This window comes from Thermostichus sp. OS-CIW-20 (assembly GCF_054061455.1).
Genome location: NZ_JBSSEF010000006.1, coordinates 21,958 through 40,527 on the forward strand (window position 1 = coordinate 21,958; position 18,570 = coordinate 40,527).

The 18,570-nt window shown below is 57.7% G+C and carries 15 protein-coding genes and 1 tRNA gene; 12 read left to right on the forward strand and 4 right to left on the reverse strand.

What is annotated here, in order from left to right; genetic code table 11:
- The first annotated feature begins 108 nt into the window (after positions 1 to 108).
- From ACVWXC_RS04060 to ACVWXC_RS04085, 6 genes are all read left to right on the forward strand, one after another.
- Positions 109 to 182, forward strand: a tRNA-Arg gene (locus ACVWXC_RS04060).
- 119 nt (positions 183 to 301) lie between these two features.
- Positions 302 to 2,776: an ATP-dependent Clp protease ATP-binding subunit gene (locus ACVWXC_RS04065; protein WP_457391289.1), complete on the forward strand. Its 2,475-nt coding sequence runs from the start codon at positions 302 to 304 to the stop codon at positions 2,774 to 2,776.
- A gap of 148 nt (positions 2,777 to 2,924) precedes the next feature.
- Positions 2,925 to 3,557, forward strand: coding sequence for an ATP-dependent Clp protease proteolytic subunit (locus tag ACVWXC_RS04070; RefSeq protein WP_011429553.1), 633 nt, complete (start codon positions 2,925 to 2,927; stop codon positions 3,555 to 3,557).
- Positions 3,554 to 4,156 carry a Uma2 family endonuclease gene (locus tag ACVWXC_RS04075; RefSeq protein ID WP_457391347.1) on the forward strand — a complete coding sequence of 201 codons (603 nt, stop codon included), beginning with the start codon at positions 3,554 to 3,556 and terminating at the stop codon, positions 4,154 to 4,156. The genes ACVWXC_RS04070 and ACVWXC_RS04075 overlap by 4 nt, the downstream gene beginning before the upstream one ends.
- A 27-nt stretch (positions 4,157 to 4,183) precedes the next feature.
- Positions 4,184 to 4,795, forward strand: coding sequence for an ATP-dependent Clp protease proteolytic subunit (locus ACVWXC_RS04080; RefSeq protein WP_011429555.1), 612 nt, complete (start codon positions 4,184 to 4,186; stop codon positions 4,793 to 4,795).
- Between the two features lie 275 nt (positions 4,796 to 5,070).
- Positions 5,071 to 5,337 (forward strand): hypothetical protein, encoded by a 267-nt coding sequence (locus tag ACVWXC_RS04085; protein ID WP_041438869.1) that lies wholly within the window; start codon positions 5,071 to 5,073, stop codon positions 5,335 to 5,337.
- A gap of 33 nt (positions 5,338 to 5,370) precedes the next feature.
- On the opposite strand, the gene ACVWXC_RS04090 is transcribed toward ACVWXC_RS04085, so the two are convergent.
- The gene (locus ACVWXC_RS04090) at positions 5,371 to 5,970 is read right to left on the reverse strand and encodes a chromophore lyase CpcT/CpeT (protein ID WP_071813501.1); all 600 of its coding nucleotides are present in this window, start codon (positions 5,968 to 5,970) and stop codon (positions 5,371 to 5,373) included.
- A 162-nt stretch (positions 5,971 to 6,132) separates the two neighbouring features.
- Between ACVWXC_RS04090 and ACVWXC_RS04095 the strand changes: the two genes are divergently transcribed.
- Positions 6,133 to 7,527 (forward strand): malic enzyme-like NAD(P)-binding protein, encoded by a 1,395-nt coding sequence (locus ACVWXC_RS04095; RefSeq protein WP_011429558.1) that lies wholly within the window; start codon positions 6,133 to 6,135, stop codon positions 7,525 to 7,527.
- A gap of 7 nt (positions 7,528 to 7,534) precedes the next feature.
- Here ACVWXC_RS04095 and ACVWXC_RS04100 read toward each other — a convergent pair whose 3' ends face one another.
- Positions 7,535 to 8,575, reverse strand: a complete 1,041-nt coding sequence (locus ACVWXC_RS04100) for an ABC transporter ATP-binding protein (RefSeq protein ID WP_457391293.1) — start codon at positions 8,573 to 8,575, stop codon at positions 7,535 to 7,537.
- Positions 8,568 to 9,611 carry an ABC transporter ATP-binding protein gene (locus tag ACVWXC_RS04105; protein ID WP_414358329.1) on the reverse strand — a complete coding sequence of 348 codons (1,044 nt, stop codon included), beginning with the start codon at positions 9,609 to 9,611 and terminating at the stop codon, positions 8,568 to 8,570. Before ACVWXC_RS04105 ends, ACVWXC_RS04100 begins: the two co-directional genes overlap by 8 nt.
- A 528-nt stretch (positions 9,612 to 10,139) precedes the next feature.
- Here ACVWXC_RS04105 and ACVWXC_RS04110 point away from each other — a divergent pair.
- The 5 genes from ACVWXC_RS04110 to ACVWXC_RS04130 all read left to right on the forward strand — a co-directional run bounded on the left by ACVWXC_RS04110 (position 10,140) and on the right by ACVWXC_RS04130 (position 16,333).
- Positions 10,140 to 11,879 (forward strand): peptide ABC transporter substrate-binding protein, encoded by a 1,740-nt coding sequence (locus ACVWXC_RS04110; protein WP_457391295.1) that lies wholly within the window; start codon positions 10,140 to 10,142, stop codon positions 11,877 to 11,879.
- 146 nt (positions 11,880 to 12,025) lie between these two features.
- The gene (locus tag ACVWXC_RS04115) at positions 12,026 to 12,988 is read left to right on the forward strand and encodes an ABC transporter permease (RefSeq protein ID WP_414358333.1); all 963 of its coding nucleotides are present in this window, start codon (positions 12,026 to 12,028) and stop codon (positions 12,986 to 12,988) included.
- 50 nt (positions 12,989 to 13,038) lie between these two features.
- Entirely contained in the window at positions 13,039 to 13,968 is a 930-nt protein-coding gene (locus ACVWXC_RS04120) for an ABC transporter permease (protein WP_457391296.1), read from the forward strand.
- A 255-nt stretch (positions 13,969 to 14,223) separates the two neighbouring features.
- A complete protein-coding gene (locus tag ACVWXC_RS04125) occupies positions 14,224 to 15,555 on the forward strand; it encodes a hypothetical protein (protein WP_457391298.1) in 1,332 nt (443 codons plus the stop codon).
- Between the two features lie 106 nt (positions 15,556 to 15,661).
- The gene (locus ACVWXC_RS04130; RefSeq protein ID WP_011429559.1) at positions 15,662 to 16,333 is read left to right on the forward strand and encodes a DUF1614 domain-containing protein; all 672 of its coding nucleotides are present in this window, start codon (positions 15,662 to 15,664) and stop codon (positions 16,331 to 16,333) included.
- Here the strand turns inward: ACVWXC_RS04130 and ACVWXC_RS04135 are convergent.
- Complete coding sequence (locus ACVWXC_RS04135) at positions 16,330 to 18,462, reverse strand: caspase family protein (RefSeq protein WP_011429560.1); 2,133 nt, start codon at positions 18,460 to 18,462, stop codon at positions 16,330 to 16,332. The genes ACVWXC_RS04130 and ACVWXC_RS04135 overlap by 4 nt on opposite strands.
- Between the last annotated feature and the right edge of the window lie 108 nt (positions 18,463 to 18,570).

Below are 18,570 nucleotides of genomic sequence, written 5' to 3' on the forward strand. Positions count from 1 at the left end.
CGCTCTTGTGCTAGAATACCTAAGCCACATTGATAAGCTTCCATCTCTGGATAGGAGAGACGGGTCTTCAACCGTGGCTGTTTCGCTTTTCTTGCAGGTAGATAGCTTGCGCCTGTAGCTCAGTGGACTAGAGCACGTGGCTACGGACCACGGTGTCGGGAGTTCAAATCTCTCCAGGCGCGTCACGATCCCAGATGATTTTTCGTCTGGGGTATTTACCGTCCCTTAGTTGGCCTGAATCCTGTGTTAGGATTAAGCCTATCAAGTCCGCCTTGATGCAGGCGTAGGGAGCCCGAGGATCATGTTTGAACGCTTTACGGAAAAAGCCATCAAGGTGATCATGCTGGCCCAGGAGGAGGCCAGACGGTTGGGTCACAATTTCGTTGGCACCGAGCAAATCTTGTTGGGGTTAATCGGCGAGGGCACTGGGGTCGCCGCCAAAGTTCTCAAGTCCATGGGAGTGAACTTGAAGGACGCCCGCATTGAAGTCGAGAAAATTATTGGCCGGGGATCCGGCTTTGTGGCCGTCGAGATCCCTTTCACTCCCCGCGCCAAGCGAGTGCTGGAGCTCTCCTTAGAAGAAGCTCGCCAGCTCGGCCACAACTACATCGGCACTGAGCACCTGCTCCTGGGCCTGATCCGCGAAGGGGAAGGGGTAGCTGCTCGCGTCCTGGAAAACCTGGGGGTGGATCTGTCCAAGGTGCGCACTCAGGTGATCCGCATGTTGGGCGAGACCGCCGAAGTGACGGCAGGGGGTGGGTCTTCCAGCCGCACCAAGACGCCAACCCTGGACGAATTCGGCTCCAACCTCACCCAATTGGCCCAAGAGGGCAAGCTGGATCCCGTGGTGGGTCGGACGCGGGAGATCGAGCGCGTGATCCAGATCTTGGGCCGCCGCACCAAGAACAACCCCGTTCTTATCGGCGAGCCGGGCGTGGGCAAGACCGCCATTGCCGAAGGTCTGGCCCAGCGCATCGTGCAGGGGGACGTGCCCGACATCTTGGCCGACAAGCGGGTGGTCAGCCTGGATATCGGCCTGTTGGTGGCTGGCACCAAGTACCGCGGCGAGTTTGAGGAGCGCCTCAAGAAGATCATGGATGAGATCCGCAACGCCGGCAACATCATCCTGGTCATCGACGAGGTGCACACCCTCATTGGAGCCGGGGCTGCCGAAGGGGCCATCGATGCCGCCAACATCCTCAAGCCGGCTTTGGCCCGCGGCGAGCTGCAGTGCATCGGCGCCACCACGCTGGATGAGTACCGCAAGCACATCGAGCGGGATGCCGCCCTGGAGCGTCGCTTCCAGCCCATCATGGTGGGCGAGCCGAGCGTTTCAGAGACGATCGAGATCCTGTTTGGCCTGCGGGAGCGCTACGAGCAGCACCACAAGCTGAAGATCTCCGACGCGGCCTTGGAGGCAGCGGCCAAGCTGGCCGACCAATACATCTCTGACCGCTTCCTGCCGGACAAGGCCATCGACCTCATCGACGAGGCGGCTTCGCGGGTGCGCCTGATCAACTCGCAACTGCCGCCGGCGGCGCGGGAGCTGGATCAGGAGCTGCGGCGGGTGCTTAAGGAGAAGGATGCCGCGGTGCGGGCCCAAGACTTCGACAGGGCCGGCGAGCTGCGGGATCGGGAGATGGAGATCAAGCAGCAGATCCGCGCCATTGCGGCGGCCAAAAAAGCCGAGGAAAGCAGCCGCCAAGAGATGCCAGAGGTCACCGAAGAGGACATCGCCCAAGTGGTGAGCGCCTGGACGGGCGTGCCAGTGGCCAAGCTGACCGAGAGCGAGTCGGAGAAGCTGCTGCACATGGAGGAAACCCTGCACCAGCGCATCATCGGCCAAGATGAGGCGGTGCGGGCCATCTCGCGGGCCATTCGTCGGGCTCGCGTGGGGCTGAAAAACCCCAACCGTCCCATCGCCAGCTTCATCTTCTCCGGCCCAACAGGGGTAGGCAAAACCGAGCTGACCAAAGCCCTGGCGGCCTACTTCTTCGGCTCCGAGTCGGCTATGATCCGCCTCGACATGTCGGAGTACATGGAGCGGCACACGGTCAGCAAGCTGATCGGATCCCCGCCCGGATATGTCGGCTACAACGAGGGGGGGCAGCTTACGGAAGCGGTGCGGCGCCGTCCCTACACGGTGGTGCTCTTCGATGAGATCGAGAAGGCCCACCCGGACGTGTTCAACCTGCTGCTGCAGATCCTGGAGGACGGCCGCCTGACCGACGCCAAGGGCCGCACGGTGGACTTCAAAAACACCCTGATCGTGATGACCTCGAACATTGGCTCGAAGGTCATCGAGAAGGGTGGTGGCAGCCTCGGCTTCGAGTTCAACACCAACGACGAAGATGCGAACTACAACCGCATCCGCAACTTGGTGCACGAGGAGCTGAAGCAGTACTTCCGCCCCGAGTTCCTCAACCGGGTGGACGAGATCATCGTCTTCCGGCAACTGACCAAGGAGGAAGTGAAGCAGATCGCCGACATCCTGCTCAAGGAAGTGTTCGACCGCATGAAGGAGAAGAAGATTTACCTCACGGTCAGCGATCGCTTCAAGGATCTGCTGGTGGAGGAGGGCTACAACCCCAGCTATGGGGCACGTCCGCTGCGCCGTGCTATTCAGCGCCTGTTGGAAGACATCCTGGCACAAGAGATCTTGACTGGCCACGTCAAAGAGGGATCAGAAGTCCTCATCGATGTGGACGAGGAGCGTAAGCCCAAGGTGCTGGTCACGGAGCCGGAGCGGGTGCTCTTGCCCCAGGGAGCGGAGTAAAGCTGCCGCCTCCCCTTCAGGTTCTGGTTCTTAGGAAGACAAGGGATCCGCTGCTGTTCTCGGATCCCTTGCTCTTGTCCTTCATCTGTGCTGTCGTTCTAGGAAGTTGTCTCTAGAGTCAAGGGATTGGCCGTAGGAGAACTTTGGCATGGTGCAATCGACCTACTACTATGGCGGCGCTCCGGTTCGGACTCCGCCTCCCGATTTGGCTTCGCTGCTGCTGCAAGAGCGCATTGTCTATCTGGGTCTGCCCCTGGCCGAGGAGGCGAATGCCAACGTCACCAAGCTGATTGTGGAACAATTGCTGTATTTGCAGTACGAGGATCGGGAAAAGCCGATCAAGATGTACATCAACTCGACGGGCACCTACAGCTACGACACGGCAGCTTTTGCCATTCTGGATACGATGAACTACATCAAGCCGCCGGTGCATACCATCTGCATTGGCAATGCCATTGGCATGGCGGCCATGCTGTTGGCGGCGGGCGCCAAGGGGTTCCGGGCCAGTTTGCCCAATGCCACGATCGTGCTGCATCAGCCGTATGGGGGCACCCGTGGACAGGCCAGCGATATTGAAATTCGCACCCGCGAGATCTTGACCTTGCGCAACATGATGCTGGAGGAATTATCTCGCAGCACGGGCCAGCCCATAGAGCGCATCAAGAAGGATACGGAGCGGCTGTTTTTCATGACTCCGGAAGAGGCCAAAGCCTACGGTCTTATCGATCAGGTGTTGACCAGCTCCAAAGCCCTGCCGAAGTTGGCAACAGCCAAAAGCTGAAGCAGAGGGATCCGTCGAGGGTTCAGGTCCCTGTACAGCCTTTAACGGCGGAGGAGTACCTACGCCTCAAAAGCTGGCCTTATGAAGGACGGCTTGAACTTGAAGACGGGTATATTCGGGAAGTGCCAACTGAGGAGCGCATTAACACCCTCATTGAGCTGTTTCTGATTGCGGAATTGCTCAAGTTTTTGCCCGTCCAACGCCTGAGCTTGGGCCAAGTTGAGGTCGAAGTGCCCGCAGCCAAGGCTCGGTTTCGCAACCCAGATGTGATGGTTTTACATCCTGACCATGTGAGCTTGCTGGGGAACGGTCGCGGAACCCTTCGGCTGCCCATGCCCCCGCCGCTGCTGGTGGTGGAAGTGGTTTCTCCTGGAATAGACAATGAAAAACGTGATTATCAAGACAAGCGCAAAGACTATGCTGCCCGTGGGATCCTGGAATACTGGATTGTGGATCCCGCCAAGCAGTCGGTGTCGCGCTGGGTTGGCGGGGAATACGAAGACGAGGTTAAAACCGGCCCTGAACGCATTGTTTCCTCGGTTTTGCCCCAGCTAGATTTGAGCGCGCAAGACCTCTTGCAAGCGCATCGTTCTGTGTAGTGTTCTGTACTTTGCCAGGAGAAACTTATGCCGATTGGAGTGCCTCGCGTTCCCTACCGTCTGCCCGGTGAGCCCTACAGCCAGTGGATCAGCCTCGACGACCGCCTGTACCAAGAGCGGATCTTGTTTATCGGCGAGCCCATCGACGACAACCTGGCCAATACCATCGTGGGGGTGATGCTCTACCTCAACTCCCAGGATCCGCAAAAGGATATTGTGATGTACATCAACTCTCCTGGTGGCTCTGTAACGGCGGGCATGGCCATTTACGACACCATGAACCACGTCAAGCCCGACATTGTTACCGTTTGCGTGGGCCAAGCAGCCTCGATGGGGGCCTTCTTGCTGGCTGCCGGCACCAAGGGAAAACGCTTTGCCCTGCCCCACTCCCGCATCATGCTGCACCAGCCTTCCCTGGGGATGATCCAAGGTCAGGCCAGCGATATCGAAATTCGCGCCCGCGAAACTTTGCGGGTCAAGCGGCGTATGAATGAGCTCTTGGCGCAAATGACTGGCCAGCCGCTGGAGAAAATCGAGCGGGATGTGGAGCGGGATTTCTACCTCTCGGCTACGGAAGCCCAAGCCTACGGCATTGTAGACCGAGTGATCCAAGAGCGCTCGGAAGCAATGGCCGGCTAAGGGGGATTTTGGCTCGCTGCAAAAAGACGGCCTGGGCAAGATCCCGAGTAAGATTAGGGAGCTGAGGACTGGCTCGCTGTGGTTTGACCGTTTGACGGGCCTGGATTCCGGCAGGTGTGATGTTCCCCGGCTTATACGGTACTGGTTCTAGGGTGCCGGGAGAGAGGCTGAGGATCCCTGGGGTAGCTAGGATAAGGCGGAGTGGACCGAGAGATTTGCATCCGGTGAACCGAAAGCATTGGGTCAAAAGGAGCAGTGGATGGGCCAGTCTGCTGGTGTTCCTGCTGTATCCGCCGAATCAGGCCTTGGCTTTGCCCCCGGCTTCTGAAATCCCTGAGGAGGTGCTGCGGGCGCAGCCAGATTTGCAGGCTCGCTCTCCGGTCGATAATCAGCCCCTCACCGCTGGCGAAGCTCTGCAACTCCAGGCAGCCCTGGCAGCCCGGCCCGAAACCGGATCTGTTTCTCCAGAGGTGGAGCGGCTGATCTTTTTGCTCAAGCTGCGCAGGGGTTTCCGCGACCTGTTTCCTTTTTTGTTCCCATAGCCCTCCTAGCTAGCCCAACAGTTTTCCGAACCCTTAGGGGCGAGGGGGAAATACCACAGGGATCCTTTTCTGGTAGCGGTAAGGGCCGGCGCGGGATCCCCAAGTTTGTTGGCCGGTGGTGGCGTCGAAGCCGCGATCCCAGGTGATGAATTCCTGGGCTGTGAGGTCAAACTCGATGTGGATGTAGGTGCTGTCGCCGGGGTTGAGGCGGCAGCCACCGCCCGGCAGCATCTGGCCGTGGTAGCAGTCTGCGCGCTTTTCTACGAGGATGCGACAACCGGGCAAATGCTGCAAGTCAGACAGAGAAAGCTGCGCCAAGCGCTGCAGATCCTGAGAGGCACCTGCCCAAGCCGCTTGATCCCGCAACTTATAGTTCTCGATCCGCAAGGGATCCGCCAATACCTGCAGCACCCGGCTGCGGTAAAACCGGCCTGGCGTGTGCTCGTTAAATTGCTCGGTAAAAAAGCCGATTCCTTCTGAAAACAGGTGGGGAAGGCGCACGTACCAAAGGCTCACCGGTACAAACCACACCGGTTCTGCCATGGCTTGGGCGCGGTTGCTGTAGTAACCTTCCAGCCAATCGGCAAAAGTATTGAGGTCGGAATCGGAAGTTGCCGCAGCAGAAGCTGTCATATGCAAGAAGGAGGATCGCCTGTCTTCGGGATTTCTCGATCCTAGGGTTATTCTCACCCCCAACCCTGCTTCCGGAGGGAGAAGGTTGGGTGCCGAACCGGAGGGCTCAGTGTTGAGGAGCTTGCTCTGCTGAAGGCAATTTTTCTTCTACTATAGAAAGCTATGACAAAACTCACCCCCAGCTCCAGCTACAGCATTGCTCTACGTCTGCGCCTGCCCAACCAGCCAGGAGCGCTGGCCCGTGTTACCCAAGCTATTGCCGAGGTGGGAGGCAGCCTCAGCCAGATCGACCTCATCCACCAATCGGCAGCCGAAACGGTGCGGGAAATCTGCGTGGATGCCGTTAGCAGCGAGCATGCCGAGCAAATTCGCGCCGCTGTTGCCTCTTTGCCCAACGTAAAAGTGGAGCGGGTGGTGGATCGCACCTTTGAGCTGCACCGGGGGGGAAAGCTACAGGTGGTGGCCAAAAGCCGCCTGGAGAGCGCCGCCGATCTGGCCATGGCCTATACCCCGGGCGTGGGTCGGGTGGCGCTGGAAATTGCCGCCGATCCCAGCGCTGTGTATGAATACACCATCAAGGGCAATTGCGTTGGCATCGTAACCGATGGCAGCGCCGTGCTGGGCCTGGGGAATATCGGCCCGGAGGCGGCTCTGCCAGTGATGGAGGGAAAAGCAGCCCTGTTCAAACGCTTTGCTGATATCGATGCTTTCCCGCTCTGCCTGGCCACCCAGGAGGTGGGGGAAATTGTGGAGACGGTGGTGCGCCTGGCACCAGGGTTTGGCGGCTTCAACCTGGAGGACATCAGCGCCCCCCGCTGCTTTGCCATCGAGTTGCAGCTCAAGGCCCGTCTCAACCTGCCGGTGTTCCACGACGATCAGCATGGCACCGCCATTGTGGTGCTGGCAGCGTTGTTGAATGCCTTGAAGGTGGTTAAAAAAAGCCTAGAGGAGGTGCGCATTGTCCTCAACGGGGCAGGAGCAGCCGGTATTGCGGTAACTCAACTGCTGCGACGGGCCGGGGCCAGACATATCCTGGTCTGCGACCGCCAAGGGATCCTCAGCCGCTCCCGCGCCGACCTCACCCCCGAGAAAGCTGCCGTTGCCGTTGAGGAGAGCGGATCCCTGGCAGAGGCTTTGGTGGGAGCAGATGTGTTCATCGGGGTGAGCGTGGCCAATGCTTTGACACCAGAGATGGTGGAGAAAATGGCGCCGGATCCCATTGTCTTTGCCTTGGCCAACCCGGTGCCAGAGATCCAGCCCGAGCTGGTGGCAGATCGAGTCGCCGTGATGGCCACCGGGCGCAGCGACTACCCCAACCAGATCAACAATGTGCTGGCCTTCCCAGGGGTGTTCCGCGGCGCTCTCGATTGCCGCGCCAAGCAGATCAACACTGAGATGTGCCTGGCTGCCGCCCAGGCCATTGCCAATTTGATCCCACCGGAAGATTTGGATCCCCAGTGGATCATTCCCTCGGTCTTCGATGGGCGGGTAGTTCCTCAGGTGGCTGCCGCCGTGATCCAAGCTGCCCGCCAAACAGGAGTGGCCGGGATCCCTTGAGGGCTACCTAGGGCACCAGGTGACAAGCCACAAAATGCCCCGCGCTCACCTCGCGAAATGCCGGGGGTGGATCTTGACGGCACGCCTCTGTTACCCAAGGGCAGCGGGTGTGGAAGTTGCATCCTTTGGGCGGGTTGACCGGGCTAGGCACATCGCCCTTGAGGATGATCCGCTTGCGCCTGGCTTCCACTTCCGGGTCGGGAATGGGAACTGCCGAGAGCAGTGCCTGGGTATAGGGATGGAGAGGATTTTGGTAAATCTCGTCGCGATCCGCCAGCTCCACCACCTTGCCCAAGTACATCACCGCCACCCGGTCGGAAATGTGGCGCACCACGCTCAGGTCATGGGCGATGAACAGATAGGTGAGGCCGAACTGCTCTTGCAAAGACTGCAGCAAGTTAATCACCTGGGCCTGAATCGACACGTCCAAAGCCGAGATCGGCTCATCACAGACAATAAAATCCGGCTTCAAAGCCAAGGCACGGGCAATGACAATCCGCTGCCGTTGCCCGCCCGAAAACTCGTGGGGATAGCGGTTGACAAAGTTGGCATTGAGGCCGACCACCTCCAGCAGCTCCCTGACCCGCTCCTGCTGCGCTTTGCCCCCGGCCACCCTAAAGACTGTCAGGGGCTCCCCCACAATTGCCCCCACCGTCTGGCGGGGATTCAGAGCGGCATAGGGATCCTGAAACACCATCTGCATGCGTTGCCGCATGCGGCGCAGCTCTTCCGGGCTGAGCTGGGTCAGATCGACACCCCCAAAATACACGTTCCCGGCGGTGGGCCGACATAACTGCAAAATGGCTCGCCCAAGGGTGCTCTTGCCACAGCCCGATTCTCCCACCAGCCCCAGGGTTTCTCCCCGCCGCACCGCAAAACTCACCCCATCCACCGCCTTGACGGATCCCACCTGTCGTTGCAGGATTAGCCCCCGCCGAATGGGAAAATGCACTTTTAGGTTTTCGACGCGCACCAAGGTGGCTTGGCCGGTCTCAGGTGGGCAAGCATCGACAGAGGCGCTGGCCGGGAAAGAAGGGGGGTCAACCATGGGCCGTCCTCTCCAGCGATTCACCGTCCCCGCCGACACCGGCCACTGACCGCAGATGGGCTTTTCCTTCCGGCTTTACCCAGCAAGCCACCGCATGCTGGGATCCAACGGACTCCAGCTCTGGATTTTCGCTCCAGCAGCGGTCGATGACGAAGCGACAACGGGCCGCAAACGGACAACCCTTGGGATAGTTGACCAAATCCGGGGGCATGCCCTCAATGGGCTGCAGCTTTTCGCGGCGGCGCTCATCCAGGCGGGGGATGCTCTGCAGCAGGCCGATGGTGTAGGGATGACGGGGATTTTTGTAAAGCTGGTGCAACGGAGCTTCTTCCACAATCTGGCCGGCGTACATAACCAAGATCCGGTCGGCCAGGCCCGCCAAAAAGGCCAAATCATGGGTAATCCAGATAATCGCCATGCCGATCTCCTCGCGCAAGGCTTTGATCAACTCCACAATCTGGGCTTGGATCGTCACATCCAAGGCGGTGGTGGGCTCATCGGCAATCAACAGCTTTGGGCGGCAGGACAGGCCCATGGCAATCATCACCCGCTGCCGCATCCCCCCGGAGAATTGGTGGGGATAGTGATCCACCCGCTCGGCTGCTGCCGGGATCCCAACCATTTGTAACAGTTCAATAGTCCGCTGCCGTGCTTGGGCAGGAGTCATGCCCAGGTGCAACTGCAGAGCCTCGGCAATTTGTTGGCCCACTCGCAAGACAGGGTTCAAGGAGGTCATGGGGTCTTGAAAGATCATGGCGATCTGGTTGCCCCGGATGCGCCGCATTTCCGATTCTTTCAGCTTGAGCAGGTCTTGGCCGGCAAACAGCACCTCGCCCCCCACAATTTTGCCCGGCGGTGTTGGGATCAGCCGCATCACCGAGAGCATGGTGACACTTTTGCCGGATCCCGATTCCCCCACAATGCCCAGAGTTTCCCCCTCGTCCACGTGAAAGCTGGAACCGTTGACGGCCTTCACCACTCCATCCTGGGTATAGAACCGCGTTTCCAGCCGCCATACTTCTAACAATCGCGCCATGCTCCTGGGATCCTTGTCACCGCTACAGCAAAGGAAAAGGATTTCCCCTTATATGGCGAATTTTTCCAGAAAAATCCAGCATCCCTTAGAACCATTTAGACACAAACCAATTCAAGCTCAATCCCGACCGAGTTCAAGTCCAACCCTAAAGAGGAGCAGCACCTAAGGGTTGACGAAACCCTGCCACCATTCTTGCTCATTTCTACAGACATTTGCGTATCCATTTGCACCAAACGGGGGAACCCCATTCCCAGCAATCCAACCCTCTAGGGCTCTGCAAGCGGGATCTGGCAATACTGTGTAACGAATTACAGAAAAATCCCGTCCATCTGCTACCTTGGTGAAACCTAAACCTAAAAGAGGTCTTGATTGAGGCAAACCCTCATCCAACAAAGTTGACCTCAATCGGACCGCCGGGGGGGGAACCTTACCCGGTTCTTGCCAGTCAAAGGCTGAAAATCTCTGGGATGACTTGGAGGCCATAGCGCCAGTCCCCTAGCTGAGTCTGTTTACAAGAGGTAAGTGTAAATGTCTTTTCATCCTTTCCAACGTCTGAGACTGCGGTTGGTCAAGCTGCGGCTGTGGTTGATTCCCCTGTTTGTGGTGGGAGGGTTGCTGGTTCACCAGCATTGGATACCCGTCCAGGCCCAAGCCGACGACACCCTGCGGTTGCTGTACTGGCAAGCGCCAACTCTGCTTAACCCTCACCTCTCCACAGGAACCAAAGACTTTGAAGCCAGCCGCTTGGTCTATGAGCCTCTGGCCAGCTTTGATGCCCGTGGTGAAATGGTGCCTTTTTTGGCAGCAGAAATCCCCAGCATTGAAAACGGCGGCGTTGCCAAAGATCTGACCTCTGTCACCTGGAAGTTGAAGAGCGGGGTCACTTGGGCGGATGGAGAACCCTTCACCGCTGAAGATGTGGTCTTCACCTACGAGTACGTTTCCAACCCAGAAGTGGGGGCGATTACCTCCGAATACTATGCCGATGTTGCCTCGGTGGAAGCTGTGGATCCGACCACGGTGAAAATCACCTTCAAAAAGCCGACGGTGGCTTGGTTTGTGCCCTTTGTCGGCAGCAACGGCATGATCATTCCCAAACATATCTTCAAAGACTACAACGGCCCTAACTCCCGCGAGGCCCCTGCCAACCTGGCCCCCATTGGCACTGGCCCCTACATTACCGAAGAGGTGAGGCCAGGGGATGTGATCGTCTATGTGGCCAACAAGAACTTTCGGGAAGAGGGCAAGCCCTTCTTCAAGCGCGTGGAATTGAAGGGAGGTGGAGATGCCACCTCTGCGGCACGGGCGGTGCTGCAAACCGGCGATGCCGACTATGCCTGGAACACCCAGGTAGAAGCTGCAGTGCTCGCTCAGCTAGAGGCTACAGGCATTGGTCGGGTCATTCCCAAGCCTGGCCCGAGCATGGAGCGGATCGTTATCAATTTCTCCGACCCCAACGTAGAGAAAGACGGGCAACGCTCCCACAAGGATGTGCCCCATCCGTTCCTGACGGACTTGAACGTGCGCAAAGCCTTGAGCCTGGCTGTGGATCGGCAAACCATCGCCGATCAGATCTACGGCGTGGCCGGTACCCCCACCAATGACTACGTGTTATTTCCCGAAAACCTGCGGGCCAACGCTCCCTGGGAATTCAACCTGGAGAAAGCTGCAGCGCTGCTGGATGAAGCCGGTTGGGTAGATAGCAACAACAACGGCATTCGGGACAAAGGTGGTGTAGAGATGCGCATGGTTTTCCAAACCTCTGTTAACCCGGTGCGCCAGAAAACTCAGGAGATCATCAAGCAAGACTTCAGCAAGATCGGCATCGACCTGGAGCTGAAGAGCATCGATGCCAGCATCTTCTTCGACAGCGAACCCAACAACCCCGACAACCTGGGCCACTTCTACGCTGACCTACAGATGTACACCACTGGCAACGATAACCCGGATCCGACGAGTTACCTGCGCCGTTACCTTTGCGAGGAGATTGCCCAGAAAGAAAACAACTGGGCCAAGTCCAACGACTCCCGCTATTGCAACCCCACCTACGACGCCATGTTTGCCGAGCTGGTGGCGATGACCGATGCCAAAGAACGGGAGGAGCAGATCAAGAAAATGAACAACTTCCTGACAGTAGAAGATGTGGCGGTGATTCCTTTGATCGACCGCTCCAGCCCGTCGGCAGCGGCCAACAGCCTGGAAGGGATCGATCTCACCCCCTGGGATCTGGAACCTTGGAACATCAAAGATTGGACTCGCAAGTCCTAGGGGATCCTGTCGGGGAGGGGCGGGGGTGAGGGAGGGATCCCTTGCCTCTTTTTTTCCTCTCTGGGCAAGAAAGGCTTTCCCCTAACATTTTGCTGCCAACATCCCTACCATGATGGCATTGCTTTCATTTTTGTCTCTTTGTTTTTATGACGCGCTACTTGATTAATCGCCTGTTGATCTCCATTCCCACCTTGCTGGCCATCAGCATCGTGGTGTTTGCCATCTTGGCTTTGGCACCTGGGGATCCCATGGCAGAATTTGCCACCAATCCTGCCATCACTGCGGAAGTACGGGAGAACATTCGCCGTTCTTTGGGGCTAGATCAGCCGATTTACATCCGCTATGTGAAGTGGCTGTGGGCTTTTATGCAGGGGGATATGGGCTTTTCTTTTACCAGCCGCAGCCCCGTGTTGAACTTAATTTTGCAACGGTTGCCCACCACTCTTTGGATAGTTGGCACTGCATATATTATCGGCGCATTGCTGGCGGTGCCTTTGGGCGTGATCTCTGCCCTGAAGCGCTACACCCTCTTCGACCAAGTGGTGACGACGCTGGCTTTTGTTGGCTTTTCCTTGCCCACCTTTTTTACGGGTATTTTGTTCATCATCATTTTCAGTGTGCAACTGCGCTGGTTCCCCTTCATCTACAACAGCACGCTGCGGGTAACCGATTGGGCAAGTTTTGTGGCCCAGGTGCGCCAATCGATCATGCCTGTGACAGTCTTGGTGTTGTTCCAGGCAGCGGTGCTGATGCGCTTTGTGCGAGCCTCAATGCTGGAGCAAATGAACCGGGATTACGTGCGGACGGCCAGGGCCAAAGGCTTGCAAGAATGGGTGGTGGTGAATCGGCACATTTTGCGCAATGCCTTGATCCCGGTGGTAACCCTGGTGGCCCTGGATATTCCATCCGTGTTTACCGGAGCGCTGGTTACAGAGCAGATTTTTCGCGTACCTGGGATCGGCGCTTTGTTGGTGGATTCCATCTTCCGGGGCGATACGCCGGTGGTGATGGCCATCACCTTTATCTACGCCATCTTGATCGTGATTTTCAATTTGGTGGCGGATATTCTCTACAGCATTTTGGATCCGCGGGTGCAGTATACCCGCTAGGGATCCGGCTCTTCAACAATCTTTCACCCTCAAACTTCTAGAGGTGTCCGATGTCTGCTTCGATCCCTGCTCCCCCTCAAGCCAACGTTCAGGAACGCCCCCCGCGTACCCTGTGGGGGGATGCCTGGCGGCGCTTTCGTCGGGATAGGCTGGCCCTGTTTGGGACGGCCACCTTGCTGCTCATCATCTTGGGATGTGTGGTGGGCCCGCTGATCTACACAGCTTCCCCCAGCCAGATCGACTTTTCTCGTTCTCAACTGCCCCCCAGTTGGGCCCATCCCTTTGGCACCAACGACCTGGGACAAGATGTCTTGGCGCGGGTGTTGCGCGGCGGGCGAGTATCGCTTTCAGTGGGCATTACCTCAATGCTGGTGGCCATTACGATGGGCACCTTGATCGGGGCGATATCGGGGTTTTATGGGGGTTGGATCGATATGGCCCTGATGCGGTTTACGGATTTGTTTCTCTCCTTGCCGCAATTGCCGCTGTTGTTGTTGGTGATCTTTCTGTTTCGAGAGAGCTTGCGACGCTTGGCAGGGCCAGAAACGGGGATTTTTATCCTGGTGGTGCTGGTGATCGGCAGCTTGAATTGGATGTCGGTGGCGCGGCTGGTACGGGCCAGCTTCTTGAGCGTGCGGGAAATGGATTTTGTCTTGGCGGCTCGCGCCATTGGGGCTCCGGCCCGTCGGCTGATCTGGGTGCATATTTTCCCCAATGTGCTCAGCCCTGTGATTGTGGCGGCGACGCTATCAGTAGGGACGGCGATCATCACCGAGTCAACGCTGAGCTTCTTGGGGCTGGGGTTCCCGCCGGATGTGCCCACTTGGGGCAGATTGCTCTTCGATGCCCGCAATTACCTGGAGCAAGCGCCCCACATGGCCTTCTTCCCCGGACTGATGATTTTTTTGACCGTGCTGAGCATCAATTTTGTCGGGGATGGATTGCGAGATGCCTTGGATCCGCAAATGCGGCAACGGTGAAGTTCGTTGTTTTTCCTTCTGATTTTTTGAAACTTAACAAAGCTCCAAAGGACTCCTCCTCAAAATATTATACTATATAGAATTTTTGTATTTCTTTCACGGTTCTGGCATCAGCGGTTATCCTTAGTTCCAACTCCTTCTCGCCCAACGCTCTCTGTTGTCATGGCTAAGCCCTTTAACGTCCACATCGTTACTGCTCTCGCGGCTGCCGCCATTGCCTCTCTGCCTCAGCCAGCTTTTAGGAGAGCTCTCACGGTGGCTCTTGTAGCAGGAGCTGGCAGTGTAGCGGCTCAGAAAGTAGAGCGTAACAAATCACTGGCAGGATCCCAGGCTCAAAGAGGTCAGGTTGTCTTAGAGCTGCCTCGTCCTTCCTTTGAGCAATTTCAGGAAACGGAGGATCAGCTTCTACAGAAGGATGAGGAAACCCAGAGACAGGCACCAGAGCAGCTACGAAGCGCTCAGGCAGAGAACCTGGAACCGGGGAATCAAGCTGCACAAAAAGAGGAAGAGATCCAAAGACTGTTAGTGGATCTGCAAAAATGGCGGCAGTCCGCTACAAATTTGTCTCAGCAAGTTCAGGAAAAAGAGCATCTGCTGCGTAGTAAGCAAGACGAACTTGCACAGCTACAAGCTCGGCTTCAGCAGAGCAATGAGCAAATCCAGGCTCTGAAAGCGCAACTGGCTCAGCAGGCTCATTCGATTGAAAAGCTTCAGCTCCAGGAGCAGAGAATCAGGGATCTCTCTCAGCAAATAGAAGAAAGGAAGCAGCAACTACGCAATTACGAAAGCCAGCTCTCTGAACTACAAGCTCAGCTCCAGCGGAAGAACGAGCAAGTCACAAGCCTGGAAGCTCGGGTAGCTGAGCAAAACTGCCTGATTGAGAAGCTCCAACTCCAAGAGCAAAGAGCCAGGGATCTCTTTCAGCAAATTGAGGAGAAAGAACAGTGGCGGCAAAGTTACGAAAGGCAGCTTTCAGATCTGCGACGCCAGCTTCAACAGAAAGATGAAAAACTACAAGAATTAGAGATAGAACTAGAAGACCGGAACCAAAAGATCAAGAGTCTTGAAGAGGAGAGAGATTTTCTTAATTTAAGTGTAGAAGGTTTTCAAAAGACTCTGTCTGTGCAGTACCAATGCAAAGGGGATAAACGTTACAGAGAGCAGATCTTATCAGAATGTGATATAGTATTAAGGCTAGAAAATGAGAGAGACTTTTACCCACAAGAGGCTAAGAGCTTTATCCTGGAAATTCTACGCAGGGCAATTAACCAAGTGCACCAAGAAAGTCGAGTTCAGCATATCCTTAAAGACTTAATCCAGAGTAACGATGCATGTGAGGGCGACAGTTGCCGCCAAAGCATTAGAGAATTTGTAGACCACTGGTTTTGTGACTACCGAAAATGGAGTAATCGTGCCGAAAAAGAGCTTCAGAATTTTGGTTTTGAGCTTGTTTCAGAATCCCCTCACATCAAGATTTGCTTTTATGGGGATCGACGTTATTTGATTACCCTGTCTAAGACTGCTGGAGATTGGCGTGCCGGTCTTGAAATCGCCCATGATATTCGCAACAAAATCTTCGGCCTATAGACTGAGTAAAGCCGATTGCAGACTTATGGTTACAGACCTTGCCCGAAAAAATCACACTCAGTCTTGATAGGCTGGAGCTGACACCCGAGCGCCAGGGATCCCTGCCATGTTCTACTTGCCGGTCTCGCTGTTGCTGTTTTTGATGCTGGTGCTGCTGCTGCCTTTCCTCTGGCTGGGGCTGGCGGTGGATGTGGTGGCGTTGGCGGTGGGCAAGTTGGGGTTCTCGCGGGAGGGGGCGCTGTTGCTGCTGCTGGCTATCCTGGCGGGCAGCTCGGTCAATATTCCCCTGTATCGTGTGAAGTGCGAGGTAACGCTGGTGGAAGACCTGGCCAGCCTGTGGATACGGCAATTTTGGGGGATCCCGTTGGCCAAGATCTCTCAGGAGACCGTGGTTGCTCTGAACGTGGGCGGGGGGCTGATCCCGGTGCTCTTGGCCCTGTATCAATTTGGCCGGGCCGATGGGCTGTTGATCCTGGCCGTAACGGCGCTGGTGACTGTGGTCAGCTACTATGCTTCCCACGTGGTGCCCGGAATCGGCATTCAGATGAATCCCTTGACCGCCCCGGCTACGGCAGCCTTGGCCGCCATGTTCTGGGCTGGAGATCAGGCGCCGGCGGTGGCCTTTGCTGGCGGGGTTTTGGGCACGGTGATCGGAGCGGATCTGCTGCACTTGCCGGAGGTGCTGCGGCGCAATTGCTCGGGCATTCTCAGCATTGGCGGGGCCGGGGTTTTCGATGGCATTGCTCTCTGTGGCCTGTTTGCCCTGTTGCTGAGCTAAACCAGCAAATAGGTGAGGGAAAGGGTAACAGCCTGGCCGGGATCCAGCCAGCGCAAGTCGGGATCCCCTTCGGGGGCACGCTGGGTCAACTCCTCGAGGAGAATTTGCGTCCATTCCAGCGGCCCATTGAGCAACAGCGGCGAACGGGCTACCCCCAGCTTGCGGGCCATGGTTTTGAGGGCTTCCAAGCTGGCCGACAAGGGGCGAGTGCTGGCCACAAACAGCAGCTCGGTCAGCCCCTGGGCATGGCAGGTGAGCAGATCGGGATTGACGGCAGAGCGCGAATTGCCAGCCATCTCAGGCAGAGGTGGCAAAGTCAGGCTGCTCTTGGCCTCCAGGCGCAGCGGCAGGGCAAAGTCCTCCTGGGGCATGGGGGCCAGCAGGTGCAGTTGCCCGCTGGAATCGACCATCAACAGGTACCCGAACAGATCCTGCTCGCCCTCGTTGCGCAGAGTGAGATAGAGGGGATCCCCGCGCATAAAGCGTGGCATGCCTGGCTCGCCAGGAGCAGCGGCCCCTTGGGCAAGCCGTGACCCCCGCAAGGGTTTGCCCTTGGTGGACAATTCCCCCACCACCGCCAGCGGCGAGATTGCCGCGTTGAGGGTAGCCCGCAGGCGCTTGGCCGCCAGCAGATGGGCCAGACGGGGCACCAGCCGCTGCACTGCCGTAGCGGCAGCTTCCCCAGCCGGCCCGCAGGAATTGAGCAGCAATTCTCGCCCCGGCCAAAAGAGGCTGTAGCTGTTGACTTCCAGGGGTTTGGGCAGAGCGTCCAATTGAAAGGCGGCGGCCATTTCGGGGGTGATGCGGCCCAGCAGGCAATCCACCTGGCGCTCGCGCGGGTTGGCCGTCTCCATCCAGCTGTAGCCGGCGATAGCGTTGGTCAGATCTACTTTTTCAACGCGGCCTAAGTTGTCTTCCAGACCCACCAAAAGCTTGAGGCTGCTGGAGAGGCTGCGCAACTGCTCCCGCACCAGCGTGCCCACGGGGGGAAATTGACCTTCCCCGTTGGCCGGCTGCACCTGTGCCAACAGGCCGCTGCGAGAACGAATCAGCAGCGGCACCGGCGAGGCGGTGGAAGGCTCGGCAGCAATGGGAACCAAAAGAGTACCTGGCTGCAAGCCGCAGAGTGCCGCCGGTGGGATCCCACCCAGCCACACCTGGGCCCGATTCCCCTTCACTTCCTGGATGGCGCCGCTGACTCCCACCTGAGGGGGGGTGAGGAAGTAGGGCGGGATGCGCCGAGCCGTTTCTTTGCCCTCCAGGATGGGGCGCTGACAAGCAAACAGGCCCAGCTCCCGCTGACCGGCCACTTGGTTGAAGGCTATCAGCAGGCGGGTGGCAGGTGTGGTCTCCCACAGGTACTGCGTCAACAGGTAGGTGAGTATCCCTGCATGAAATCCCGGCCAAGCGGCTTCTGCCGCCAAATCTTGGGGGGTGGTGGCGGCAATTAACAACCCCTTGGGCGGAGAGGGCCAAATCTGCTGCACTTCACCAGAAGGCAGGCGACCGGGAGCCACCGCCTCTGGGGAGGTAGAGGCTACTTCCTTGGGGACTTTCGGCGGGCGGGAGCGCAGTTGCAAGTTGCCCCGTACTGCGGGTGCAACATAGGTAAAGCCACAATCGAGTACGGTCGTGAGCTGGGCTGTGCCCAAGCTTTGCACAAGCTGGAAAAAGCGCTCCAGACCCATAGCCGCCGCTTCTTCAGGGCCAGCCAACAGCAGCGCCGGCTGCCAGCGCTCGGGCGAAGATCCCGCCCGCCATTGGCCGTAGCCGCTAAACTGCACCACTACCGTTTCAGCCGTCTGACTTGCACTTCCCAAGTGCTCGGCAAAGGCTGACTGGATCGCGCTTGAAGTGGCAGCTCCATCGGTGAGGATGAGAATGTCTGCCGGGTCAAAGCCAAAGCGATACCGCAGCAGCTCCCGCTGCAGCTCCACATCCGTGACACACCCCTGTAACGGGGATCCCTCGCCGGGGTAGCGGTTAATGCCTATCAAGAGAGCCAACTTGCGGGAGCTGGCCGCCAAAGCTTGCCCGTAGCGCTCAGCCTGACCCACCAACCAGCCGGGAGAGAGACCAAGGCCGGCAGCAACCAGGAGTAACTTTTGTAGAAAAGACCGCCTTTCCATGTCAACCCTGTGGGCTGCCTCGCTGGCGTAACAGCCACCCTGTTGGCGAACGAGCCACAGCTCAACTCTGCACCGGATCTGTTGCTGCCTATTTCAGGATATCCCCAC

Excerpts from the sequence above, each read along its gene's own strand:
- ACVWXC_RS04065 (WP_457391289.1), top strand. The coding sequence starts at position 302 with ATGTTTGAACGCTTTACGGAAAAAGCCATCAAGGTGATCATGCTGGCC.
- ACVWXC_RS04070 (WP_011429553.1), top strand. The coding sequence starts at position 2,925 with ATGGTGCAATCGACCTACTACTATGGCGGCGCTCCGGTTCGGACTCCG.
- ACVWXC_RS04080 (WP_011429555.1), top strand. The coding sequence starts at position 4,184 with ATGCCGATTGGAGTGCCTCGCGTTCCCTACCGTCTGCCCGGTGAGCCC.
- ACVWXC_RS04090 (WP_071813501.1), bottom strand. The coding sequence starts at position 5,970 with ATGACAGCTTCTGCTGCGGCAACTTCCGATTCCGACCTCAATACTTTT.
- ACVWXC_RS04095 (WP_011429558.1), top strand. The coding sequence starts at position 6,133 with ATGACAAAACTCACCCCCAGCTCCAGCTACAGCATTGCTCTACGTCTG.
- ACVWXC_RS04100 (WP_457391293.1), bottom strand. The coding sequence starts at position 8,575 with ATGGTTGACCCCCCTTCTTTCCCGGCCAGCGCCTCTGTCGATGCTTGC.
- ACVWXC_RS04105 (WP_414358329.1), bottom strand. The coding sequence starts at position 9,611 with ATGGCGCGATTGTTAGAAGTATGGCGGCTGGAAACGCGGTTCTATACC.
- ACVWXC_RS04110 (WP_457391295.1), top strand. The coding sequence starts at position 10,140 with ATGTCTTTTCATCCTTTCCAACGTCTGAGACTGCGGTTGGTCAAGCTG.
- ACVWXC_RS04115 (WP_414358333.1), top strand. The coding sequence starts at position 12,026 with ATGACGCGCTACTTGATTAATCGCCTGTTGATCTCCATTCCCACCTTG.
- ACVWXC_RS04120 (WP_457391296.1), top strand. The coding sequence starts at position 13,039 with ATGTCTGCTTCGATCCCTGCTCCCCCTCAAGCCAACGTTCAGGAACGC.
- ACVWXC_RS04130 (WP_011429559.1), top strand. The coding sequence starts at position 15,662 with ATGTTCTACTTGCCGGTCTCGCTGTTGCTGTTTTTGATGCTGGTGCTG.
- ACVWXC_RS04135 (WP_011429560.1), bottom strand. The coding sequence starts at position 18,462 with ATGGAAAGGCGGTCTTTTCTACAAAAGTTACTCCTGGTTGCTGCCGGC.